The 21,845-nt window shown below is 57.3% G+C and carries 20 protein-coding genes; 15 read left to right on the plus strand and 5 right to left on the minus strand.

Features of this window, described 5'->3' with window-relative positions; genetic code table 11:
* Window positions 1-42 precede the first annotated feature (42 nt).
* The 3 genes from fruB to fruA are packed head-to-tail and all read left to right on the plus strand — an operon-like array spanning window position 43 to window position 3,822.
* Entirely contained in the window at window positions 43-1,173 is a 1,131-nt protein-coding gene (gene fruB / locus LU196_RS04970; RefSeq protein WP_232759550.1) for a fused PTS fructose transporter subunit IIA/HPr protein, read from the plus strand.
* Complete coding sequence (fruK, locus tag LU196_RS04975) at window positions 1,170-2,108, plus strand: 1-phosphofructokinase (RefSeq protein WP_232759551.1); 939 nt, start codon at window positions 1,170-1,172, stop codon at window positions 2,106-2,108. The genes fruB and fruK overlap by 4 nt, the downstream gene beginning before the upstream one ends.
* A 16-nt stretch (window positions 2,109-2,124) precedes the next feature.
* A complete protein-coding gene (gene fruA / locus LU196_RS04980; protein WP_232759552.1) occupies window positions 2,125-3,822 on the plus strand; it encodes a PTS fructose transporter subunit IIBC in 1,698 nt (565 codons plus the stop codon).
* A gap of 41 nt (window positions 3,823-3,863) precedes the next feature.
* On the opposite strand, the gene nfo is transcribed toward fruA, so the two are convergent.
* Window positions 3,864-4,721: a deoxyribonuclease IV gene (nfo, locus tag LU196_RS04985; protein WP_232759553.1), complete on the minus strand. Its 858-nt coding sequence runs from the start codon at window positions 4,719-4,721 to the stop codon at window positions 3,864-3,866.
* Window positions 4,722-4,882: 161 nt separating this feature from the next.
* On the opposite strand from nfo, the gene LU196_RS04990 reads away from it, so the two are divergent.
* The 5 genes from LU196_RS04990 (at window position 4,883) to LU196_RS05010 (ending at window position 9,750) form a co-directional block, all read left to right on the plus strand.
* Window positions 4,883-5,260 carry a YkvA family protein gene (locus LU196_RS04990; RefSeq protein ID WP_232759554.1) on the plus strand — a complete coding sequence of 126 codons (378 nt, stop codon included), beginning with the start codon at window positions 4,883-4,885 and terminating at the stop codon, window positions 5,258-5,260.
* A 9-nt stretch (window positions 5,261-5,269) separates the two neighbouring features.
* Window positions 5,270-6,136: a DNA-binding transcriptional regulator YeiE gene (gene yieE / locus LU196_RS04995; protein WP_232759555.1), complete on the plus strand. Its 867-nt coding sequence runs from the start codon at window positions 5,270-5,272 to the stop codon at window positions 6,134-6,136.
* A 124-nt stretch (window positions 6,137-6,260) separates the two neighbouring features.
* Window positions 6,261-7,727, plus strand: a complete 1,467-nt coding sequence (locus tag LU196_RS05000; protein WP_232759556.1) for an amino acid permease — start codon at window positions 6,261-6,263, stop codon at window positions 7,725-7,727.
* Between the two features lie 179 nt (window positions 7,728-7,906).
* Window positions 7,907-8,962 carry an iron ABC transporter permease gene (locus LU196_RS05005; RefSeq protein WP_232759760.1) on the plus strand — a complete coding sequence of 352 codons (1,056 nt, stop codon included), beginning with the start codon at window positions 7,907-7,909 and terminating at the stop codon, window positions 8,960-8,962.
* Window positions 8,962-9,750 carry an ABC transporter ATP-binding protein gene (locus LU196_RS05010; protein ID WP_232759557.1) on the plus strand — a complete coding sequence of 263 codons (789 nt, stop codon included), beginning with the start codon at window positions 8,962-8,964 and terminating at the stop codon, window positions 9,748-9,750. Before LU196_RS05005 ends, LU196_RS05010 begins: the two co-directional genes overlap by 1 nt.
* Before the next feature lie 38 nt (window positions 9,751-9,788).
* On the opposite strand, the gene fghA is transcribed toward LU196_RS05010, so the two are convergent.
* The 3 genes from fghA to ptrR are packed head-to-tail and all read right to left on the minus strand — an operon-like array spanning window position 9,789 to window position 12,723.
* The gene (gene fghA / locus LU196_RS05015) at window positions 9,789-10,631 is read right to left on the minus strand and encodes an S-formylglutathione hydrolase (protein WP_232759558.1); all 843 of its coding nucleotides are present in this window, start codon (window positions 10,629-10,631) and stop codon (window positions 9,789-9,791) included.
* Between the two features lie 12 nt (window positions 10,632-10,643).
* Entirely contained in the window at window positions 10,644-11,768 is a 1,125-nt protein-coding gene (locus tag LU196_RS05020) for an S-(hydroxymethyl)glutathione dehydrogenase/class III alcohol dehydrogenase (protein WP_232759559.1), read from the minus strand.
* Window positions 11,769-11,811: 43 nt separating this feature from the next.
* Window positions 11,812-12,723: a putrescine utilization regulator PtrR gene (gene ptrR / locus LU196_RS05025; protein WP_232759560.1), complete on the minus strand. Its 912-nt coding sequence runs from the start codon at window positions 12,721-12,723 to the stop codon at window positions 11,812-11,814.
* Window positions 12,724-12,826: 103 nt separating this feature from the next.
* Between ptrR and LU196_RS05030 the strand changes: the two genes are divergently transcribed.
* The 7 genes from LU196_RS05030 to mglC all read left to right on the plus strand — a co-directional run bounded on the left by LU196_RS05030 (window position 12,827) and on the right by mglC (window position 21,059).
* A complete protein-coding gene (locus tag LU196_RS05030) occupies window positions 12,827-13,957 on the plus strand; it encodes a YbfB/YjiJ family MFS transporter (protein WP_232759561.1) in 1,131 nt (376 codons plus the stop codon).
* A 125-nt stretch (window positions 13,958-14,082) separates the two neighbouring features.
* Window positions 14,083-14,748, plus strand: a complete 666-nt coding sequence (folE, locus tag LU196_RS05035; RefSeq protein WP_232759562.1) for a GTP cyclohydrolase I FolE — start codon at window positions 14,083-14,085, stop codon at window positions 14,746-14,748.
* A gap of 45 nt (window positions 14,749-14,793) precedes the next feature.
* Window positions 14,794-15,954, plus strand: coding sequence for a DUF418 domain-containing protein YeiB (gene yeiB / locus LU196_RS05040; protein ID WP_232759563.1), 1,161 nt, complete (start codon window positions 14,794-14,796; stop codon window positions 15,952-15,954).
* Window positions 15,955-16,096: 142 nt separating this feature from the next.
* The gene (gene galS, locus LU196_RS05045) at window positions 16,097-17,137 is read left to right on the plus strand and encodes an HTH-type transcriptional regulator GalS (protein WP_232759564.1); all 1,041 of its coding nucleotides are present in this window, start codon (window positions 16,097-16,099) and stop codon (window positions 17,135-17,137) included.
* Between the two features lie 303 nt (window positions 17,138-17,440).
* Window positions 17,441-18,436, plus strand: a complete 996-nt coding sequence (gene mglB, locus LU196_RS05050) for a galactose/glucose ABC transporter substrate-binding protein MglB (protein ID WP_232759565.1) — start codon at window positions 17,441-17,443, stop codon at window positions 18,434-18,436.
* A gap of 73 nt (window positions 18,437-18,509) precedes the next feature.
* Window positions 18,510-20,030: a galactose/methyl galactoside ABC transporter ATP-binding protein MglA gene (mglA, locus tag LU196_RS05055; protein ID WP_232759566.1), complete on the plus strand. Its 1,521-nt coding sequence runs from the start codon at window positions 18,510-18,512 to the stop codon at window positions 20,028-20,030.
* 18 nt (window positions 20,031-20,048) lie between these two features.
* Window positions 20,049-21,059, plus strand: a complete 1,011-nt coding sequence (gene mglC, locus LU196_RS05060) for a galactose/methyl galactoside ABC transporter permease MglC (protein ID WP_232759567.1) — start codon at window positions 20,049-20,051, stop codon at window positions 21,057-21,059.
* A gap of 60 nt (window positions 21,060-21,119) precedes the next feature.
* On the opposite strand, the gene sanA is transcribed toward mglC, so the two are convergent.
* The gene (sanA, locus tag LU196_RS05065) at window positions 21,120-21,839 is read right to left on the minus strand and encodes an outer membrane permeability protein SanA (RefSeq protein WP_232759568.1); all 720 of its coding nucleotides are present in this window, start codon (window positions 21,837-21,839) and stop codon (window positions 21,120-21,122) included.
* Between the last annotated feature and the right edge of the window lie 6 nt (window positions 21,840-21,845).

Consider the following 21,845-nt stretch of genomic DNA (forward strand, 5'->3'; position numbering starts at 1 on the left):
CCATCAGGCTGAAACGATTCAATTCAGCAAGTGAGGAGAGATATGTTCCAGCTCGAAGTTCAGGCCATTCATACCGGTGCTAGCGCACAAAACAAAGAAGAGGCCATTCGTCAGGTCGCAGCGGCGTTGACCGCTGCCGGAAACGTCGCCGAAGGTTACGTCAACGGCATGCTGGCGCGTGAACAGCAAACCACCACGTTTCTGGGCAACGGGATTGCAATCCCGCATGGCACCACCGACACCCGCGACTTAGTGTTAAAAACCGGTGTACAGGTTTACCAGTTTCCGCAAGGCGTGGACTGGGGCGACGGACAAACCGCCTATGTGGCTATCGGCATTGCCGCCAAATCCGATGAACATCTTGCGCTGCTGCGCCAGCTCACCCACGTACTGAGTGACGACAGCGTAGCGGCCCAGTTGAAAACGGCTTCCGCTGACGAGTTGCGCGCGCTGCTGATGGGTGAGAAGCAGGCGGCGGAGTTCAGCTTTGATACCTCGCTGATTGCCGTTGATGTCGCGGCAAACGATTTGATGACGCTGCAGGCGCTGAACGCGGGTCGTTTACAGTCCATCGGCGCTGTTGATGCGCGTTTTGTGACGCAGGCCATCTCTACCACGCCGCTGAGTCTGGGACAGGGCATCTGGCTCAACGATAGCGCCGAAGGCAACCTTCAGAGCGCCATCGCCGTAAGCCGCGCCGCGACACCGTTTACCCATCAGGGCGAAAGCGTCGCCATGCTGCTGACCGTGGCCGCCACGGACGCGCGTCCGCTTGAGGTGCTGAGCTATTTGAGCGCGCTGCTGCAGAATAACAAAGCCCAGCGCCTGCTTGACGCGGATGCGGCGGGCGTACTGGCGCTGCTGACCAGCGAAGTAGATGAAACGGCCGATGTGCTGACAGCGGAATTCACCATCCGCAACGAGCACGGGCTGCATGCGCGTCCGGGCACGGCGCTGGTGAGCGTGATTAAGCAGTTTAACAGTGACATCACCGTCACCAACCTTGACGGCAGCGGCAAACCGGCCAACGGACGCAGCCTGATGAAAGTGGTGGCGCTGGGCGTCAAGAAAGGCCACCGCCTGCGCTTTACCGCCAGCGGCGAAGATGCGCAGCAAGCAATCGACGCCATCGGTGAAGCCATTAACAGCGGCTTGGGCGAGGGGGTGGCATGAGCCGTCGTGTTGCAACCATCACACTGAACCCTGCTTACGATTTGGTGGGCTATACGCCCGAGATCGAGCGCGGTGAAGTCAATCTGGTGAAAACCACCGGACTGCATGCGGCAGGTAAAGGCATTAACGTGGCCAAAGTCCTTAAAGATTTGGGCATTGACGTCACCGTTGGCGGTTTTCTTGGCAAAGAGAATCAGGACGGCTTTCAGCAGCTGTTTAGCGAGCTAGGCATTGCGAACCGTTTTCAGGTGGTGCAGGGCCGTACGCGCATTAACGTCAAACTCACCGAAAAAGATGGGGAAGTCACCGATCTCAACTTCTCGGGCTTTACCGTCACGGCGCAGGATTGGGAACGTTTCACCACCGATTCCCTCTCCTGGCTCGGACAGTTTGACATGGTGTGCGTGAGCGGCAGCTTACCCGAAGGCGTGGCGCCCGAAGCCTTTACCCAGTGGATGAGCGATCTGCGCACGCTGTGCCCCTGCATTATTTTCGACAGTAGCCGCGAGGCGCTGGTGGCAGGGCTGAAAGCGGCACCGTGGTTAGTGAAGCCTAATCGCCGCGAGCTGGAAATTTGGGCGAACCGCAAACTGCCTACGCTGCAGGACGTGATTGCAGCCGCACATGAACTGCGCGAGCAGGGCATTGCGCATGTGGTGATTTCTCTGGGTGCGGAAGGTGCGCTCTGGGTGAATGCCTCAGGCGAATGGATCGCCAAGCCGCCTGCGTGCGAAGTGGTGAGCACGGTGGGGGCCGGAGACTCGATGGTCGGCGGACTGATTTACGGCCTGCTGATGCGCGAATCCAGTGAACACACGCTGCGTTTGGCCACGGCAGTGGCGGCGATGGCCGTCAGCCAAAGCAACGTTGGCGTTACCGATCGTACCCAGTTGGCCGCAATGATGGCGCGTGTCGACTTACAACCCGTTAACTGACAGCAGGAGAGCGATAATGAAAACGCTGCTGATAAAAGATGCTTCACTTGGCCTTGCTTCCGCACACCTTGCACTTGAGCGCCTGCGCGCCAGTGCCGCGCAGGCAGGACTGACGCTAACCGATAACGCCGCAGACGCCGAGCTGGTGCTGGTTGCGGGCCATCAGGCGCCGCAGGATGCGGCACTGGCAGGAAAATCTGTCGCGCTGGTGGATGTGCAGCAGCTGCTGCGCGATCCGCTGGCGGCCATTGATCAGGCCAAAGCCCAGGCGAAAACCTGGCAGCCCGCAGCGGCACCGGCTGCGACAACGGTTGCAACAGGCAGCGCGCAAAAACGCATCGTGGCAGTGACCGCCTGCCCAACGGGCGTTGCGCATACCTTTATGGCTGCCGAAGCCATTGATGCTGAGGCGAAAAAGCGCGGCTGGTGGGTGAAAGTTGAAACCCGCGGCTCAGTGGGCGCAGGCAATCCGATTACGCCAGAAGAAGTGGCGGCAGCCGATCTGGTGATCGTCGCGGCCGACATCGATGTGGATCTGGCGAAATTCGCGGGCAAACCGATGTACCGCACCTCCACCAGCCTGGCGCTGAAGAAAACCGCGCAGGAGCTGGATAAGGCGCAGGCAGAAGCCAAAGTCTATCAGCCTTCGGGCAATAGCGCCGCTGCCAGCGGCCAAGGTGACAGTAAAGAGAAAGCGGGCGCCTATCGTCACCTGCTGACCGGGGTTTCTTACATGCTGCCGATGGTGGTTGCCGGCGGCCTGAGCATTGCGCTCTCCTTTGCCTTCGGTATCACCGCGTTCAAAGAGCAGGGCACCCTGGCCGCCGCGCTGATGCAAATCGGTGGAGGAAGCGCCTTCGCGCTGATGGTTCCGGTGCTGGCTGGCTTTATTGCCTTTTCCATCGCGGACCGTCCGGGTCTGACGCCGGGCCTGATTGGCGGTATGATCGCCACCAGCATCAACGCAGGGTTCTTGGGCGGGATCATCGCGGGCTTTATTGCCGGCTATGCAGCGAAGCTGATCAGCGGCAAGTTGAAGCTGCCACAAAGTATGGAGGCGCTGAAACCCATTCTGATCATTCCCCTGGTCGCGAGTTTGATTACTGGCCTGCTGATGATCTACGTCGTGGGCAAACCGGTAGCGGGCATCATGAGCGGTCTGACGCACTGGCTGTCCAACATGGGCACCGCCAACGCCGTGCTGCTGGGCGCCATTCTGGGCGGCATGATGTGCACCGACATGGGCGGTCCAGTCAACAAGGTGGCTTACGCATTTGGCGTGGGGCTGCTGAGTTCACAAACCTATGCGCCAATGGCCGCGATCATGGCGGCGGGTATGGTTCCACCGCTGGCCATGGGCTTGGCGACGCTGGTTGCACGTCGTAAGTTCAACAAAGGCCAGCAGGAAGGGGGCAAAGCGGCGCTGGTGCTCGGCCTGTGCTTCATTTCTGAAGGTGCCATTCCGTTTGCCGCCCGCGACCCAATGCGCGTGCTGCCTTGCTGTATCGTGGGCGGTGCCATCACCGGCGCGATCTCCATGGCGATTGGTGCCAAGCTGATGGCACCGCACGGTGGGCTGTTTGTGCTGCTGATTCCAGGGGCTATTACCCCGGTGCTGGGATATCTGCTGGCGATTGTGATCGGTACTGCGGTAGCGGGTCTCGGTTACGCCATTCTGAAACGTCCGGAAGAAGAGCTGGCCAAAGCGGCTTAAGCGTTACCGGCAATAAAAAAGGGAGCCTTGGCTCCCTTTTTTTATGCGCTCACGCTAGCGCGTTGTTCGGCCTTCAGCCAGGCAATCTCATCCCGCCAAATGTCAGGGTTGATGGTTTCCAGAATCATCGGGATGCCGTCAAAACGCGCATCTTTCATTAACCAGCTAAACACCGTTTTGCCAATGTTGCCTTCACCCAGGCTATGGTGCCGGTCAACCCGGCTGCCCAGGGCGCTTTTGGCGTCATTCAGATGCATGCCGCGTAAATATTGGAAGCCTACAATGCGCGCAAAGTCGGCAAACGTCTGTTCACACGCGGCTTCGGTGCGCAAATCATAGCCGCCGGCAAACGCGTGACAGGTATCAATGCAGACGCCCACGCGCGATTTATCTTCAACGTGCTCAATGATGGTGGCGAGGTGCTCGAAGCGGAACCCCAGATTGCTGCCCTGGCCCGCCGTGTTTTCGATCACCGCCACCACATTTTTCGTCTTATCGAGCGCAATATTAATCGACTCAGCAATGCGTTTCAGGCAGGCTTCTTCATCAATTTGCTGCAGGTGGCTGCCGGGATGGAAATTGAGTAGCGTCAGCCCCAGCTGTTCGGCACGCTGCATTTCATCCAGAAACGCCTCACGTGACTTCTCCAGTGCATCCTGCACCGGGTGGCCGAGGTTAATCAGATAGCTGTCGTGCGGCAGGATTTGCGCAGCGGTAAAATGATACTGTTCACAGGCGCGTTTAAAGGCGTCAATCACCTGCGCTGACAGCGGGGCTGCCTTCCACTGACGCTGATTTTTGGTAAACAGGGCAAAGGCGGTGGCCTCAAGCTCATGGGCGCGAAGCACTGCCTGGTCTACGCCGCCTGCTGCACTGACGTGTGCGCCGATATATTTCATGCCACTCTCCGGTTGGGCGATAGGTGAAACAAAGCGCCCATCATAGCGGAACCGTCAGCATCAGGGTATGGTAGCGCCTGCGATCGTGGCATTACCGGTTTCATACCGTCAATACTCACGCGATAGGTTATCGACCACACGACGTGACAAGAGGGATAGCAATGTTCGTGCGCTTGCGCCGCTGGGCTCGGCTGATAAAACGGGATGTACTGACGCTGTGGTTCGCCTGCCGCGATCCGCGTACGTCGTGGTGGTTTAAGCTGCTGGCGTTTGGCGTGGTGGCTTATGCCCTCAGCCCCATCGATCTCATTCCTGATTTTATTCCCGTGTTGGGGCTACTGGATGACGCCATTATCGTACCGCTCGGGGTGATCATTTTGCTGCGCCTGTTGCCGCGTGAAATTCGCATCAGCAGTGCGGAGCGGGCCGAGGTGCAGCGCGCACGCGGCAAAAAAATCATCAGTCGTAGCGGCCTGGCCATTGTGGTGCTGATGTGGCTGGCGGCTATTGCGTATCTTGTTAAGCATTACGCACTGTAAGGAGGATGCTTGCACATCACGCTGCGTCAGATTGAGGTCTTTACCGAGGTGCTGAAAAGCGGGTCTACCACCCAAGCCTCACAGGTGCTGGCGCTGTCGCAATCTGCGGTGAGCGCTGCGCTAGCCGACCTTGAAGGTCAGCTGGGCGTGCAGCTGTTTGATCGCGTGGGTAAACGTCTGGTGCTGAATGAGCACGGGCGCTTGCTCTATCCGCGCGCGGTGGGATTGCTGGAGCAGGCGGGCGAAATAGAACAGCTGTTTAGCGAGGATAACGGTGCCGTGCGGCTTGCTGCCAGCAGCACCATTGGCAATTATCTCCTGCCCGGTATGATCGCCCACTACCGCCGCGATTTCCCGCACCTGCCGCTGGAGTTGAGCGTCGGCAACAGCCAGGATGTGATGCATGCCGTAGCGGATTTTCGCGTGGACATTGGCTTTATTGAAGGGCCGTGCCACGAGCCGGAGATCATCAGTGAGCCGTGGCTGGAGGATGAACTGGTCATTTTTGCCGCGCCCGATGCCGCGATCCTACAGCAGCCTGTGACGCCTGCGACGCTGGCCGCCGCGCCCTGGATTCTGCGTGAGCGCGGGTCCGGTACGCGAGAGATCGTGGATTATCAGCTGCTGTCGCATCTGCCGCAGTTCCAGCTTGGCATGGAGTTGGGCAATTCGGAAGCGATCAAACACGCGGTACGGCACGGCATGGGGATCAGTTGCTTATCGCGCCGCGTCATTACCGATCTGCTGGATAGCGGCGCACTGCTTGAAGTCAAAGCGCCGCTGCCGCGGCTAACGCGCACGCTTTATCGCATTCATCATCGGCAAAAACACCTCTCCAACGCGCTGCAGCGTTTCCTTACGTATTGTCGGGAATAACCCTTCCCAGGCTAATAATCAGCGGGCGATTATGAAGGTAACTAATAACCCGCTGGGAATGCTATACAGCTTAGGGTTAGCTGCTACAATCGCGCCTTATTTTTATCCGCTATAGCGTTTACACATGCATAATGACACAAAAACAACACAACAACCTGGCCTGCGCCGAGCCTTAAAAGCGCGTCACCTCACCATGATCGCCATTGGCGGTTCGATTGGCACCGGGCTGTTTGTCGCCTCCGGCGCGACGATCTCCCAGGCAGGCCCCGGCGGGGCGTTGCTCTCCTATGCGCTGATTGGCCTGATGGTCTACTTCCTGATGACCAGCCTCGGCGAGTTAGCGGCTTTCATGCCGGTTTCCGGTTCGTTCGCCACCTACGGCGCCAAATACGTTGAAGAAGGCTTTGGCTTCGCGCTGGGCTGGAACTACTGGTACAACTGGGCGGTCACCATCGCGGTGGATCTGGTTGCCTCTCAACTGGTGATGAATTACTGGTTCCCGGACACGCCCGGCTGGATCTGGAGCGCGCTGTTCCTCGGCCTGATGTTTTTACTTAACGTTATTTCGGTCAAAGGCTTTGGCGAAGCGGAATATTGGTTCTCACTGATTAAAGTGGTCACCGTGGTGATTTTTATCGCGGTGGGCGTGCTGATGATTACCGGCATCCTGCGCGGCGCAGAGCACGCGGGCTGGCACAACTGGACGGTGGGTGAAGCGCCGTTTGCCGGCGGTTTTGCGGCGATGATCGGCGTGGCGATGATTGTGGGTTTCTCGTTCCAGGGCACGGAGCTGATCGGTATTGCTGCAGGCGAATCAGAAGATCCGGCGAAAAACATTCCGCGCGCGGTGCGTCAGGTATTCTGGCGTATTCTGCTGTTTTACATCTTTGCCATTTTGATTATCAGCCTGATTTTGCCCTACACCGACCCGCAGCTGCTGCATAACGATGTTACCGACATCAGCGTCAGCCCGTTTACGCTGGTGTTTAAGAACGCGGGTCTGCTCTCGGCGGCGGCCGTGATGAACGCGGTAATCCTGACGGCGGTACTGTCAGCGGGTAACTCGGGCATGTATGCCTCGACGCGTATGCTGTATAACCTCGCGCTGGAAGGGAAGGCGCCGCGCCTGTTTGCGCGTCTTTCCAAAGGCGGCGTGCCGCGCAACGCGCTAATCGCCACGACGGTGGTGGCGACGCTCTGCTTCCTGAGTTCGAAGTTCGGCAATCAGGAAGTCTATCTGTGGCTGTTGAACACCTCTGGTATGACCGGTTTTATCGCGTGGCTGGGTATTGCCATTAGCCATTACCGCTTCCGTCGCGGCTATGTTGCTCAGGGCAACAATGTTGCCGACCTGCCATATCGCTCGGGCTTCTTCCCGCTGGGCCCGATTTTTGCCTTTGTGCTGTGCTTAATGATTACGCTGGGCCAAAACTATCAGGCGTTTCTCAATGACACCATTGACTGGTACAGCGTAGCGGCAACCTACATTGGCATTCCGCTGTTTCTGTTGATTTGGCTCGCCTACCGGCTGGTGCGGCGCACGCGCATCGTGAAATACAGTGAAATGGAATTTCCTGCTTTCAAAGAGTAGTTCTGTCAACGCGGCCTCGGCCGCGTTGTTTATCGCCGCAGGATCTGCTGGCTCTCCCGTTTTTTTGGGATTTGTAACACTGTTATAATTGATAATTATTATCACCTGGACTATTGTGGCAGCCGTTACGATTTCGACAAGAAACAGGATGAAAAATGCACACCACGGACTCCGCGCTCATGGCGGATAATCGCCGCGAAGCTGAAACCATGACGCATTATCGTCAGATTCTGCGTCAGCGCCTGCTGATGATAGGCGTATTGGTCCTGATGATACTGGCCTCCGTTGTTCTTGATTTCACGCTGGGCCCAGCCGGCCTGTCGCTTGACACCCTGTGGCAAACCCTGACGCAGCCTGACACTATGGACGCCGGAACGCGCGTCATCGTCTGGGATATCCGCCTGCCTTACGCGCTGATGGCGGTCGTCGTAGGCTGCTCGCTCGGCCTGGCCGGCGCGGAAATGCAAACCATCCTGAATAACCCCTTGGCCAGCCCCTTCACCCTGGGCGTCTCGTCGGCGGCAGCGTTCGGCGCCGCGCTGGCCATCATTCTCGGCATTGGCATTCCCGGTATTCCCGATCAATGGTTTATTTCAGCCAATGCCTTCGTGTTCGCGCTATTCGCTGCCCTGATGCTGGACGCGGTGACGCGCTGGACCAAAGTTTCGACCTCCGGCGTGGTGCTGTTTGGGATTGCGCTGGTCTTCACCTTCAACGCGCTGGTCTCAATGATGCAGTTTATTGCCAGCGAAGACACCTTGCAGGGCTTGGTGTTCTGGACCATGGGCAGCCTCGCGCGCGCCTCGTGGGAAAAGCTGGGGGTGCTCAGCGCCGCGTTTGCGATACTGGTTCCTTTTTCCCTGCTCAGCAGCTGGAAACTCACGGCGCTGCGTCTTGGGGAAGATCGCGCCGTAAGCTTTGGCATTGATGTGCGCCGCCTGCGTCTGGCGACGCTGCTGCGCATCAGTATTCTCTCCGCGTTAGCGGTCGCGTTTGTCGGCCCCATCGGTTTTATTGGGCTGGTGGCACCGCACATTGCCCGCATGATGTTCGGCGAAGATCACCGCTATTATCTGCCAGCGAGCGCGCTGGTGGGGGCGCTGGTGCTGTCGCTCGCCTCGGTGGCGTCGAAAAACCTCATTCCGGGCGTCATTATTCCGGTGGGTATTGTGACCTCGCTGGTCGGGGTGCCGTTCTTCCTGAGCATCATTCTGCGCCACCGGGGGACCGTCTGATGGAACAAGGGTTACAACTGCGTCATTTCCACGCCGGTTATCCAAAACGCAACGTCATCGAGGATCTTAGCGTTACGCCGCTGCCGCGTGGCCGCATTACCGTGCTGCTCGGCCCCAACGGCTGTGGCAAATCCACGCTGCTGCGTGCGCTGGCCGGTTTGGGTAAAGGGCGGGGCGAACTGTGGCTGAACGGCGAAGAGCTGATGTGCCAGCCGTTTAGCAAACGGGCGCAGCGGGTGGTTTATCTGCCGCAAAGCCTGCCAGCGGGTGTGCATTTGCACGTGCTGGAATCCATTATCGTGGCGCAGCGTGCGTCTGGCGGCTTACATAGCGCGTCCAGCGAAGCGGAAATCATGCATTTGCTGGAACAACTCGGCATCGCACACCTGGCCATGCGCTACCTTGACCAGCTCTCAGGCGGTCAAAAACAGCTGGTAGGACTGGCGCAGTCGCTGATCCGTCGACCGGAGCTGCTGCTGCTGGATGAGCCGCTCAGCGCGCTGGATCTGAATTACCAGTTCCACGTCATGGATCTGGTGCGTCGTGAAACGCGCCTGCGCAATATGGTGACGGTGGTGGTGGTGCACGACATCAATATCGCGCTGCGCCACGCCGATCATGCGCTGATGCTGAAAGACGGCGCGCTGCAAGCGCAGGGCGCGCCAGCCGAGGTGATCACGGCAGACACCCTGGCGCACGTGTACGGGGTGCGTGGCCGTATCGAGCACTGTTCGAAAGGGATGCCGCAAGTGATGATTGACGGACTGGTCGCGGAGTCGCTGGTCTAAAAAGCAGGGCGCGCCATGCGCGCGCCCGCGTTATGCCGTTAGATCAACAGATGCTTCGCATGGAAGCGCAGGTGATCCTCCACAAAACTGGCGATGAAGAAATAGCTATGGTCATAGCCCGGCTGAATGCGCAGCGCAAAGGGGAACCCCTGCGCCTGCGCCACCGCCTCTAACTGCTCGGGGCGCAGCTGATCGGCGAGGAACTGATCGCCATCGCCCTGGTCAATCAGCAGCGGGAGACGCTGCTCCACGTTTTGCATCAGCCAGCAGCTGTCCCATTCGCGCCACGTGCTGCGATCCTCGCCCAGGTAGGCCGTAAAGGCTTTTTGACCCCAGGGCACGTCCATTGGATTAACAATCGGCGCGAACGCCGAGGCGGAGGCGAAGCGCCCGGCCAGTCGCAGCGCCAAGACCAGCGCACCGTGGCCACCCATTGAGTGGCCCATGATCGACTGGCGATCGCTCAGCTTGAAATTATCGGCCACCAGCGCGGGCAGCTCTTCACTGAGATAATCGAACATCCGGTAATGGGTCGCCCACGGCGGCTGCGTGGCGTTCAGGTAGAAGCCCGCGCCTTGGCCCAGATCATAACCGCTGTCATCCGCGACGGCATCACCACGTGGACTGGTATCCGGCATGATCAATACCAGACCCAACTCCGCGGCCACGCGCTGCGCGCCCGCTTTAGTGGTGAAGTTTTCGTCGTTACAGGTCAGTCCCGCCAGGAACCACACCACCGGTGGCGGCGTGTCCTGCTTGGGCGGCGGCAGAAAAATGCTAAACGTCATCGGGCAGTTCAGCACGTCTGACGCATGGCGCCAGCGCTGCTGCCAGCCGCCAAAAATACGGTGCTCTTCCAACAGCTCCAAATTGCCTGTCATCACGCCCCCTGCTTATTTGGTGAAGTGCACCACCGAACGGATCGACTTGCCTTCGTGCATCAGGTCAAAGGCATCGTTGATCTCTTCCAGCGGCATGGTGTGCGTGATGAAATCATTCAGCGCGAATTTCCCGTCGAGGTAATCCTGCACGATGCCTGGCAGCTGCGTGCGGCCTTTGACGCCGCCAAAGGCGGAGCCGCGCCAAACGCGCCCGGTGACCAGCTGGAAAGGACGCGTAGAAATTTCTTCGCCCGCGCCCGCAACGCCGATAATCACCGATTCGCCCCAACCCTTATGGCAGCACTCCAGCGCCGAGCGCATGACGTTGACGTTACCGATGCATTCAAAGGAGAAGTCTACGCCGCCATCGGTCATCTCAACAATCACGTCCTGAATCGGCTTTTCATGATCTTTCGGGTTGACCAGGTCGGTTGCACCCAGCTTGCGCGCCAGGTCAAATTTGCTGGTGTTGATGTCGATGGCGATGATGCGGCCGGCTTTCGCCATTTTTGCACCGATGATCGCTGAGAGGCCAATGCCGCCCAGGCCGAAGATAGCGACCGTATCCCCTTCTTTTACCTTGGCGGTGTTCATTACTGCGCCCATGCCGGTGGTGACGCCACAGCCCAGCAGGCACACTTCTTCCAGCGGCGCGTCTTTGCTGATTTTCGCCAGCGAGATTTCCGGCACCACGGTGTATTCGGAGAAGGTGGAGGTACCCATATAGTGGAAAATCGGCTTACCGTCTTTAAAGAAGCGCGTGGTGCCATCTGGCATCAGGCCTTTGCCTTGGGTGGCGCGAATGGCCTGGCAGAGGTTAGTTTTGCCAGAAAGACAGAACTTACATTTGCCGCATTCAGGGGTGTAAAGCGGGATCACATGATCGCCCACCGCGACGCTGGTGACGCCTTCACCGACGGCTTCCACCACGCCGCCGCCTTCGTGACCGAGGATGGCGGGAAACACGCCTTCGGGATCTTTACCGGAGAGCGTATACGCATCGGTATGGCAAACGCCGGTGGCGACAATGCGCACCAGCACTTCGCCTTTTTGCGGCGGCATGAGATCCACTTCTTCAATTTTCAGCGGTTCGCCCGCTGCCCAGGCAACGGCTGCGCGGGTTTTAATCATGTTCATACACTCTTCCTTTGATGTCGTGGTGAATTACAGCGTAAAACGCTCAGTCGGCTGACTGCAGCGGATGCAGCAGCTCATCATTGAGCGGTCGGTCGTCAAACATATCGATAATCAAATATTTCAGGGCTTCCACGTTCGGTGTGAACGCGTCGCGGCGCCACATCAGCCAGGTGGCGGTGTCACGGTAAGCGGGTGGCAGCGTATGCTGCTGCACACGCGCTTGCGCAGGCATTTGCGCCAGCACCGAGGCGGGCATCATGGCCACGCCCGCGCCGCCGGCCACGCATGCCACCATGGCGTGATACGACTGAATTTCCATCACGCTGTGCGGCGAGGTATGGCTTTCGCGATACCACGATTCCAGTTTAGTGCGATATGAGCAGCTGCTGCCAAAGGCAAACAGCGTGTCCGCCTGCACGTCACGCGCGCTGTGTATCGGCGCATGGTCGAGGCTGGTGATCAACACCATCTCTTCGTGAAATGCGATACAGCCATTGAGATCGTCGTGGCTCGCCGGGCCGTCCACCAGCGCCGCGGCCAGCGTACCGGCGCGCACTTTATCGATGATATCGCCGGAGGTGCCGGTTACCAGTGACAGTGCCACGCTGGGATAACGGTGGTGGTAAGCGGCCAGCAGAGCAGGCAGGCGCGTGGCGGCGGTGCTCTCCATGGAGCCAAACGCAAAATTGCCCCCCGGCTCACCCGCGCGCGCCATGTTCAGCGCTTCGTCGCTAAGTGCCAGGATGCGCTGAGCATAGTTGAGAAAATTGTGTCCCATAGGCGAAAGGCGTAGCCGCTGTTTCTCACGTATAAACAGATCGACGCCAATTTCTTCTTCCAGCTGACGCAGGCGCGTGGTGAGATTAGAGGGCACACGATGAAGCACTTCAGCCGCGCGCGCCAGGGAGCCGGTTTCGGCCACAGAGCAGAACATACGCAGCTGTACCAGATCCATATTCTCTCCTCGTGAGCAACTTGGTTAATAATATTCACTTTTCGTGAGTCTAAACATCCAGCATGCTGGTGACAAGGGTAAATCACAGGTCTTTGAGGTCAGGATGGCATTTCGCGTCGCGCTGAGCGCGTTTCTAAGTTTAGTGGTTGCAATGGGGATTGGTCGGTTTGCGTTTACGCCGCAGGTACCGCTGATGATTCACGACCACCAGCTGACGCTAAGCAGCGCCAGTTTGGTCGCAGCGTTCAACTATCTCGGTTATCTCTGTGGATCGTTCGATGCGATGCGCGCGCGACGTCGCGTTGAGTGGCGACTGCAGGCGGGCGTGTGGGGCGCGGTGGCGCTGACGCTGCTCTCGGCCTGCGTGAGCGGACCGTGGCTGCACGGGCTGATTCGCTTTCTGATTGGCTGCGCCAGCGGCTGGGCGCTGGTGCTGGTGGCGGCGTGGAGCAATGAGCAGCTGCTCCACCACGGGCGGCCCGGGCTTTCCGCGGCGGTGTTTGCGGGCCCCGGCACCGGTATTTTCCTCAGCGGCATTGTCGCCGTGGTGCTCCACGCCAGCGGTGTGAGCGCCGCGTTTGCCTGGGCAACCTACGGCGTGATGGCGCTGCTGCTGATTGCGGTGATTGCGCGCTTCCTGCCGCGCACCGGGCAGCTGCATCGTCCCAGCGAAGCGCCCGCGCCGCTGGTGCTCAATGGCGATCTCAAACGTCTGGTGCTGAGCTACAGCCTGGCGGGTTTTGGCTATATATTGCCCGCCACATTTTTGTCGCAAATGGCGGCGGCACGCTTTCCCGACAGCGCGTTTGCGCAGTTTGTCTGGCCGGTGTTCGGCGGGGCGTCGGTTGTCGGCATTGTGCTGGGGATTCTGACGCGCCGCTGGGGCAGCACGCATCTCCGGCTGGCGATGGTGCTGTGGGCGCAGGCGCTGGGCGTCATTGCGGCGATAGTGGTTCACGGCCTGCCGGGGCTGCTGATAGGGGCGCTGCTGGTGGGAGGCGGCTTTTTATGCGTCGTGCAGATGGCGCTGCAATATGGCCGCGAACTGGCGCCGCAGCATGCGCGCTACCTGGCGGGATTGCTCACCACCGGCTACGCGCTGGGCCAGCTGGGTGGGCCGCTGCTGTCGTGGATCGCGACCTCACTGTGGCAGCGACTCGATCCGGCGCTCTGGGTGGCCGGTATGGGGTTACTGATCGCGGGTGCGCTGGTGCTGCGCCGCACGACGCGCTAAATCCCGTGCCTGTCCAATCAGATTGATTGCTGGATTACGCGCGTATTGTGTTTCACAATACGCGCTCAGAATTTCCCCCGCAGGCTGTTCGCCGCGGGTGCATCACCAGCCGGAGAGAGAGTACGATGAGCACCTTAAGTCAGGAAGCCGCCTTGGTTCATGAAGCGTTACTGGCGCGTGGCCTGGAAACGCCGCTGCGCGCCCCGGTGCGCGAAATGGATGACGAAACCCGCAAGCGCGAAATCGCCGATCACATGACCCAAATCATGCAGCTCCTGAATTTGGATCTGAACGACGATAGCCTGATGGAAACGCCGCATCGCATTGCCAAAATGTATGTGGATGAGATCTTTTCCGGCCTGGACTACGCCAACTTCCCAAAAATCACCGTCATCGAAAACAAGATGAAAGTGGATGAGATGGTGACGGTGCGCGACATCACGCTGACCAGCACCTGTGAGCACCACTTTGTGATTATCGACGGCAAGGCCACCGTGGCCTACATCCCAAAAGATAAGGTCATCGGCCTCTCTAAAATCAACCGCATTGTGCAGTTTTTTGCCCAGCGTCCGCAGGTGCAAGAGCGCTTGACCCAGCAGGTGCTGGTGGCGCTGCAAACGCTGCTTGGCACCAACAACGTCGCGGTGTCCATTGACGCCGTGCATTACTGCGTTAAAGCGCGCGGGGTGAAAGACGCCACCAGCGCCACCACCACGACGTCGCTTGGCGGCCTATTTAAATCCAGCCAGAACACGCGTCAGGAGTTCCTGCGCGCGGTGCGTCACAGCTGATCCCAAGGCGGCTCAACAGCCGCCTTTTTTACGCCTAAGGTTTGCATGCAACGCTATCTTGCGCTGGATTTCATTCGTGGCTGCGCCATTCTCGGCATTTTACTGCTGAACATCGTGGCGTTTGGCTTACCGTCGGCGGCCTACCTCAATCCGGCATGGCAGGGCAGCGCCTCGCTTTCCGATGCCTGGACATGGGCCATCATGGATGCCCTGGCACAGCTCAAATTTTTAACGCTGTTCGCGCTGCTGTTTGGTGCTGGACTGTCGCTGCAGTCAGCGCGCGGCACGCGCTGGATCACCGCTCGCCTGACGCTGCTGGTGCTGCTGGGTTTCATACACGCGGTGTTTTTCTGGGACGGCGATATTCTGCTGGATTATGGCTTAATTGGGCTGATCGTCTGGCGCATGCTGCGCGACGCTCCCTCCAATCAGGCGCTGTTGCAAACCGGGGCGCTGCTGTATCTCTTGGGTTGTGGCGCGCTGCTGGCGTTTGGCGTCGTCTCAAGCCCGACCGCGCCGCAAAACTGGCTACCGGGCGCCGCGACGCTGGAATATGAGCATTTTTGGAAAGTGCAGGGCGGTCTGGAAGCGATGCAAAACCGACTCGGACAGCTCTCGTCAGGGCTAATGGCGCTTGCCGCGCAGTATGGCTGGCAGCTGGCTGGATTGATGTTAATCGGCGGCGCGCTGCTGCGCAGCGGCTGGCTGAAAGGGGAGTTTAGCGTGCAGCACTATCGGCGCGCAGCAGCGCTGCTGCTGACGGTAGGTTGGCTGATCGCGTTACCGGGCATTGTGGGGCAGTGGTGGCTGGGATGGGATTATCGCTACAGCGGGTTTTACCTGCAGCTGCCACGCGACCTCGCCAGCCCGTTCATCAGCCTGGGCTATGCCGCACTTTGCTTCGCGCTATGGCCGCATATCTGCGCGACGCGCATCAGTCGCGCCATTCAGTGCGTGGGACGCATGGCGTTAAGTAACTATCTGCTCCAGACGCTGATTTGCACCACGCTATTTTACCGCTTTGACTTGTTTATGGCATTTGACCGCCTGACGCTGCTGGCGCTGGTGCCTGCTGTCTGGCTGGTCAATATTCTCTTTTCCGTACTGTGGTTACGCGTCTTTCGGCAGGGGCCGATGGAGTGGCTGTGGCGTCGGCTGACGCGTTTGGCCGCGGGAAAATCTGCTGCATCCTCTGCTATCAGATAATGACCTGCATCACAAAGGTTACAGAATTGCATGTAACCGCTTTCATTGGTGTGACGTGATTCACGTAGTGTCCTGCCTCGGCCTGCCAGAATAGCGCCGTTACGCGCACCCTGCGCATTTATAGCCTCTGTGGAATCACTGCATGATAACGATTCGAGATGTCGCCCGTCAGGCCGGTGTATCCGTAGCCACCGTCTCGCGTGTGCTCAATAACAGCAGTGCCGTCACGCCCGACACCCGCGATGCGGTACTCCAGGCGGTAGAATCATTGGGATATCGCCCGAACGCCAACGCGCAGGCGCTGGCCACGCAGGTCAGCGACACCATTGGCGTCGTGGTGATGGACGTGTCCGACCCGTTTTTTGGCGCGCTGGTAAAAGCGGTGGATACCGTGGCGCAGCGTATGCACAAACACGTGCTCATCAGCAATTCGTGGCATCAGGAAGAGAAAGAGCGACACGCCATTGAGGTGTTGATTCGTCAGCGCTGTAACGCGCTGGTGGTGCACGCGAAAACGCTTTCAGACGCTGAGTTGGCGAGTTTTATGGACCAGGTGCCGGGTATGGTGTTGATTAATCGCACTATTCCCGGTTATGCCCACCGCTGCGTGTGCCTCGACAACACCACCGGTGCGCTGGTCGCCACGCGCATGCTGTTACAACAGGGGCACCAGCGCATCGGTTATCTCAGCTCCAGCCATCCCATTGAAGATGTCAGTCAGCGGCGGGAAGGCTGGCTGCAAGCCCTGTCAGAACAAGGCATTACGCCACAAGAGTCGTGGATTGCCCACGGCGAACCGGACATGCAGGGCGGTGAGGCCGCAATGGTCGAGCTGCTGGGCAGAAATTTGCATCTGACCGCTGTGTTTTCCTACTGCGACGGCATGGCTGCCGGGGCATTGACCGCGCTAAAAGATAACGGCATTCAGGTGCCGCAGCATTTTTCCGTCATCGGCTTTGATGATATCCCGATTTCCCGTTACACCGATCCGCAACTGACGACTGTACGCTATCCCATTGTATCCATGGCAAAACTTGCCACTGAGCTGGCGCTTAGAGGCGCTACAGGACAGCTTGATCCACAGGGCATTCACTGCTTCCTGCCCACGCTGGTGCGTCGCCACTCGGTGGCTCAGCGGCAAATTGTGGAGTCGGTCACTAATTCAGGTGATACCGCCGTGTAACCGTTTCCAATCTGTGATTGTATTCACAGTTAATTAACAGCCCCCTCACTATGATGGCAGCGTCTCACCGGACTGAAACAGCATGTAACACCGCATCCTGCGTACAGGCATGTTTCAGCAGCCGATTGAAAAAGCACACAACATGCATCAGGAAGCGTTTTCGCATTGGGAAGTCAGGCACGTACGCGTGGCCCGGTTTTGCGTGACGCGTCCGCACCACACCGATTGTAACCGACGGCGCAGGCGGCCCGCAGGCAGCAGGCGCAATGATGATATGCCCTACATAAAAAAACCGGAGATACCATGAATAAGAAGGTTTTCACGCTCACAGCACTGGTTGCCAGCATGATGTTTGGTGCAGCCGCGCACGCCGCCGATACCCGCATTGGCGTGACCATCTATAAATACGATGACAACTTCATGTCGATGGTACGTAAGGACATCGAGAAAGAAGCGAAAAGCCTCGGCGGCATTCAGCTGCTGATGAACGACTCGCAGAACGATCAGTCCAAACAAAACGATCAGATTGACGTGCTGATGGCGAAGGGCGTGAAAGCGCTGGCCATTAACCTGGTTGATCCCGCTGCTGCGGCAGTGGTGATCGACAAAGCTCGCGCTAACGATGTGCCGGTGGTGTTCTTCAACAAAGAACCTAACGCCAAAGTGCTGGCCAGCTATGACAAAGCTTACTACGTGGGAACTGACTCTAAAGAGTCAGGCATCAAGCAGGGCGAGCTGATTGAAAAGCACTGGAAAGCCACGCCAGCGTGGGATCTGAACAAAGACGGTCAGATTCAGTTCGTGCTCCTGAAAGGTGAGCCAGGCCACCCGGATGCGGAAGCCCGCACCAAATACGTTATTGATACGCTGAACAAAGATGGCATCAAAACGCAGCAGCTGGCGATGGATACCGCAATGTGGGATACCGCGCAGGCTAAAGACAAAATGGATGCGTGGCTCTCAGGCCCGAACGCCAACAAAATTGAAGTGGTCATCGCGAATAACGACGCCATGGCAATGGGTGCGGTTGAAGCACTGAAAGCCCACAACAAAACCTCCATTCCGGTGTTTGGCGTGGATGCGCTGCCAGAAGCGCTGGCGCTGGTGAAATCAGGTGCGATGGCGGGTACCGTGCTGAATGACGCGGAAAACCAGGCAAAAGCCACCATTGATATGGCGAACAACCTCGCGCAGGGCAAAGAGCCAACGGCGGGCACCAACTTCAAGCTGGTAGATAAAGTGGTGCGCGTGCCTTACGTACCGGTTGATAAAGAAAATCTGTCTCAGTTTGTGAAGTAATTCGTCACGGGCGCGGCGTTTTAACGCCGCGCCATGTTGCCTCTGAACAACGCTTTTTTTAGCCAGGTAAATTATGGCCAGTGAGAATCCGACCACACAGCGTGAATATCTGCTGGAGATGACGAATGTCTCGAAATCATTTCCAGGGGTGAAAGCCTTAGATAATGTGAATTTAAAAGTGCGGCCGCACTCGGTCCATGCCTTAATGGGCGAAAACGGCGCCGGTAAATCGACATTATTAAAATGCCTGTTTGGTATTTATAAAAAGGATACGGGGAGCATCCTGTTTCAGGGTGAGGAAATTGATTATAAGAGCTCCAAAGAGGCGCTGGAAAATGGCGTATCAATGGTGCATCAGGAATTAAACCTGGTTCTGCAGCGCAGCGTAATGGATAACATGTGGCTGGGCCGTTATCCACAAAAAGGCGTGTTTGTCGATCAGGAAAAAATGTATCGCGACACCAAAGCGATCTTTGATGAATTAGATATTGATATCGATCCACGCGATAAAGTAGCCAATCTTTCTGTGTCGCAAATGCAGATGATTGAAATTGCCAAAGCGTTCTCATATGACGCGAAAATCGTGATCATGGATGAGCCGACCTCCTCGCTGACGGAAAAAGAGGTTAACCATCTGTTTACCATTATCCGCAAGCTGAAAGATCGCGGCTGCGGCATTGTCTATATTTCGCACAAGATGGAAGAGATTTTCCAGCTGTGCGATGAAATCACCATTTTGCGTGATGGACAGTGGATCGCCACCCAGTCGCTGGAAGGGCTGGATATGGACAAGATCATTGCCATGATGGTAGGCCGCTCGCTGAACCAGCGCTTCCCGGATAAACACAACGTGCCGGGCGAAGTGATTCTTGAGGTGCGTAATTTAACCTCGCTGCGTCAGCCGTCTATTCGCGATGTTTCCTTTGACCTGCACAAAGGTGAGATTCTGGGCATTGCCGGACTGGTGGGCGCCAAGCGTACCGATATCGTGGAAACGCTGTTTGGCATTCGCGAAAAGTCGGGGGGCACAATTAAGCTGCACGGCAAAGCGATTAACAACCACAGCGCCAATGAGGCCATCAATCACGGTTTCGCGCTGGTCACCGAAGAGCGCCGCTCCACCGGTATTTATGCTTACCTGGATATTGGATTTAACTCGCTTATTTCCAACATCAAAAAGTATAAATCCAGCATGGGGCTGCTTGATAATAAACGCATGAAAAGCGATACCCAATGGGTGATCGATTCGATGCGCGTTAAAACGCCGGGACATCACACGCAAATTGGATCGCTGTCAGGTGGAAATCAGCAGAAAGTCATTATCGGACGTTGGTTATTAACGCAGCCAGAAATTCTGATGCTGGATGAGCCAACGCGCGGTATTGATGTGGGCGCGAAATTTGAAATTTACCAATTGATTGCTGAACTGGCAAAGAAAGAAAAAGGCATCATTATTATTTCTTCCGAAATGCCAGAACTGCTGGGAATTACCGATCGTATTTTAGTGATGAGTAATGGCCAGGTAGCGGGCATTGTTGATACCAAAACGACCTCGCAGAATGAAATCCTGCGTTTAGCGTCATTACACCTTTAATGAAGCAAGGGCTTTAACATGAAAGCGACTACTAAAAAGAATGCGCTGACCTGGTTAAAAGAGGGCGGCATCTATGTTGTCCTGTTCGTACTGCTGGCAATTATTATTTTCCAGGATCCCACATTTTTAAGTTTAATGAACCTGAGTAACATTCTGACGCAATCGTCGGTGCGTATTATTATTGCGCTGGGCGTTGCCGGATTGATTGTTACGCAAGGGACCGACCTCTCCGCCGGACGTCAGGTGGGCTTGGCCGCGGTGGTTGCCGCCACGCTGCTGCAATCCATGGACAACGCCAACAAAGTGTTCCCGCATCTGGATACCGTGCCGATTCCGCTGGTGATTCTGACGGTGTGCATCATCGGTGGCGTTATCGGTCTGGTTAACGGTGTGATCATTGCTTACCTCAAAGTGACGCCGTTTATCACGACGTTGGGCACCATGATCATCGTTTACGGTATCAACTCGCTCTATTACGACTTCGTGGGCGCGTCGCCGATTGCCGGATTTGACGCAGGCTTCTCTAAATTCACCCAAGGCTTCCTGCGCTTTGGTGATTTTAAACTCTCGTTCATCACTTTCTACGCCATCATCGCCATTGTGTTTGTCTGGATCCTGTGGAACAAAACGCGTTTTGGTAAAAATATCTTTGCCATCGGCGGTAACCCGGAAGCGGCTAAAGTCTCTGGCGTCAACGTGCCGTTGAACCTGATTCTGGTGTATGCCCTTTCTGGCGTGTTCTATGCGTTCGGCGGGATGTTGGAAGCGGGCCGTATCGGCAGTGCCACCAACAACCTGGGCTTTATGTACGAGCTGGATGCGATTGCGGCGTGTGTGGTCGGCGGCGTGTCGTTTGCCGGCGGCGTGGGCACCGTGGCGGGTGTCGTGACCGGGGTGATCATCTTCACCGTGATCAACTATGGTTTAACCTATATCGGCGTTAACCCTTACTGGCAGTACATCATCAAGGGCGGCATTATTATCTTTGCCGTGGCGCTGGATTCGCTGAAATACGCGCGTAAAAAATAGCTTTTCTCTGCAGAAAAAGGCCGCGACTGTCGCGGCCTTTTTTATTTCCGCTATCCAGCGCTATTTTTGTCGCTTCTCGTCCAGCTCCAGCAGCTGCTCAGGCGTTACCGCTGGATAGCTCTGCGCATCTTCCGGGACGTCGTGCACGGCTGGAATAGGAACCAGCGGGCCGAGAAAGCGCGGCTCGCGTTTCATCAGGTAGAGATCGGCCAGCGCGCCAAGCCGGGCACCCACTTCGCGGAAACGCACTGACAGCATATTTTTCGGTGAGGGCACCGCGTAGCACTGCGCCTGGATACCCAAGTTCAGCGCGATATAGAGCGCACGCTCACAGTGAAAGCGCTGCGTGATGATAATAAAATCGTTGGTATCAAATACTTTCCGCGTGCGCACAATCGAATCTAGCGTGCGGAATCCAGCATAATCCAGCACGATATCGGCGGGATCGACCCCCGCTTTGATCAGATCGCGGCGCATCGTTACTGGCTCGTTATAGCTCTGCTGCGCATTGTCTCCGCTCAACAGCAGGTAGTTCACCTTGCCGCTGTTATAGGCGTTAAGCGCACCCTGAATGCGATAGAGATAATATTGGTTAATGACGCCAGTGCGGTAGTACTTGGCGGTGCCAAGCACCACGCCAACCTGACGATGGGGCAGCGAGGCAACATCGTCGTAGATGTAGGGCGCGGTTTTGTAACTTATCCAGCGATCAAGGCCGAGCGCCGTCGCCATCATCGCTAAAATGATGAAAATCAGACCGATGAAAACGCGTTTAATCATGCGCGC

This window comes from Pantoea sp. Mb-10 (assembly GCF_021272205.1).
Taxonomy (GTDB): Bacteria; Pseudomonadota; Gammaproteobacteria; order Enterobacterales; family Enterobacteriaceae; genus Pantoea.

Bases quoted from the DNA above. Each gene is read 5' to 3' on its own strand.
- fruB (WP_232759550.1), top strand. From the start codon at position 43: ATGTTCCAGCTCGAAGTTCAGGCCATTCATACCGGTGCTAGCGCACAA.
- fruK (WP_232759551.1), top strand. From the start codon at position 1,170: ATGAGCCGTCGTGTTGCAACCATCACACTGAACCCTGCTTACGATTTG.
- fruA (WP_232759552.1), top strand. From the start codon at position 2,125: ATGAAAACGCTGCTGATAAAAGATGCTTCACTTGGCCTTGCTTCCGCA.
- nfo (WP_232759553.1), bottom strand. From the start codon at position 4,721: ATGAAATATATCGGCGCACACGTCAGTGCAGCAGGCGGCGTAGACCAG.
- LU196_RS04990 (WP_232759554.1), top strand. From the start codon at position 4,883: ATGTTCGTGCGCTTGCGCCGCTGGGCTCGGCTGATAAAACGGGATGTA.
- LU196_RS05000 (WP_232759556.1), top strand. From the start codon at position 6,261: ATGCATAATGACACAAAAACAACACAACAACCTGGCCTGCGCCGAGCC.
- LU196_RS05005 (WP_232759760.1), top strand. From the start codon at position 7,907: ATGGCGGATAATCGCCGCGAAGCTGAAACCATGACGCATTATCGTCAG.
- LU196_RS05010 (WP_232759557.1), top strand. From the start codon at position 8,962: ATGGAACAAGGGTTACAACTGCGTCATTTCCACGCCGGTTATCCAAAA.
- fghA (WP_232759558.1), bottom strand. From the start codon at position 10,631: ATGACAGGCAATTTGGAGCTGTTGGAAGAGCACCGTATTTTTGGCGGC.
- LU196_RS05020 (WP_232759559.1), bottom strand. From the start codon at position 11,768: ATGAACATGATTAAAACCCGCGCAGCCGTTGCCTGGGCAGCGGGCGAA.
- ptrR (WP_232759560.1), bottom strand. From the start codon at position 12,723: ATGGATCTGGTACAGCTGCGTATGTTCTGCTCTGTGGCCGAAACCGGC.
- LU196_RS05030 (WP_232759561.1), top strand. From the start codon at position 12,827: ATGGCATTTCGCGTCGCGCTGAGCGCGTTTCTAAGTTTAGTGGTTGCA.
- folE (WP_232759562.1), top strand. From the start codon at position 14,083: ATGAGCACCTTAAGTCAGGAAGCCGCCTTGGTTCATGAAGCGTTACTG.
- yeiB (WP_232759563.1), top strand. From the start codon at position 14,794: ATGCAACGCTATCTTGCGCTGGATTTCATTCGTGGCTGCGCCATTCTC.
- galS (WP_232759564.1), top strand. From the start codon at position 16,097: ATGATAACGATTCGAGATGTCGCCCGTCAGGCCGGTGTATCCGTAGCC.
- mglB (WP_232759565.1), top strand. From the start codon at position 17,441: ATGAATAAGAAGGTTTTCACGCTCACAGCACTGGTTGCCAGCATGATG.
- mglA (WP_232759566.1), top strand. From the start codon at position 18,510: ATGGCCAGTGAGAATCCGACCACACAGCGTGAATATCTGCTGGAGATG.
- mglC (WP_232759567.1), top strand. From the start codon at position 20,049: ATGAAAGCGACTACTAAAAAGAATGCGCTGACCTGGTTAAAAGAGGGC.
- sanA (WP_232759568.1), bottom strand. From the start codon at position 21,839: ATGATTAAACGCGTTTTCATCGGTCTGATTTTCATCATTTTAGCGATG.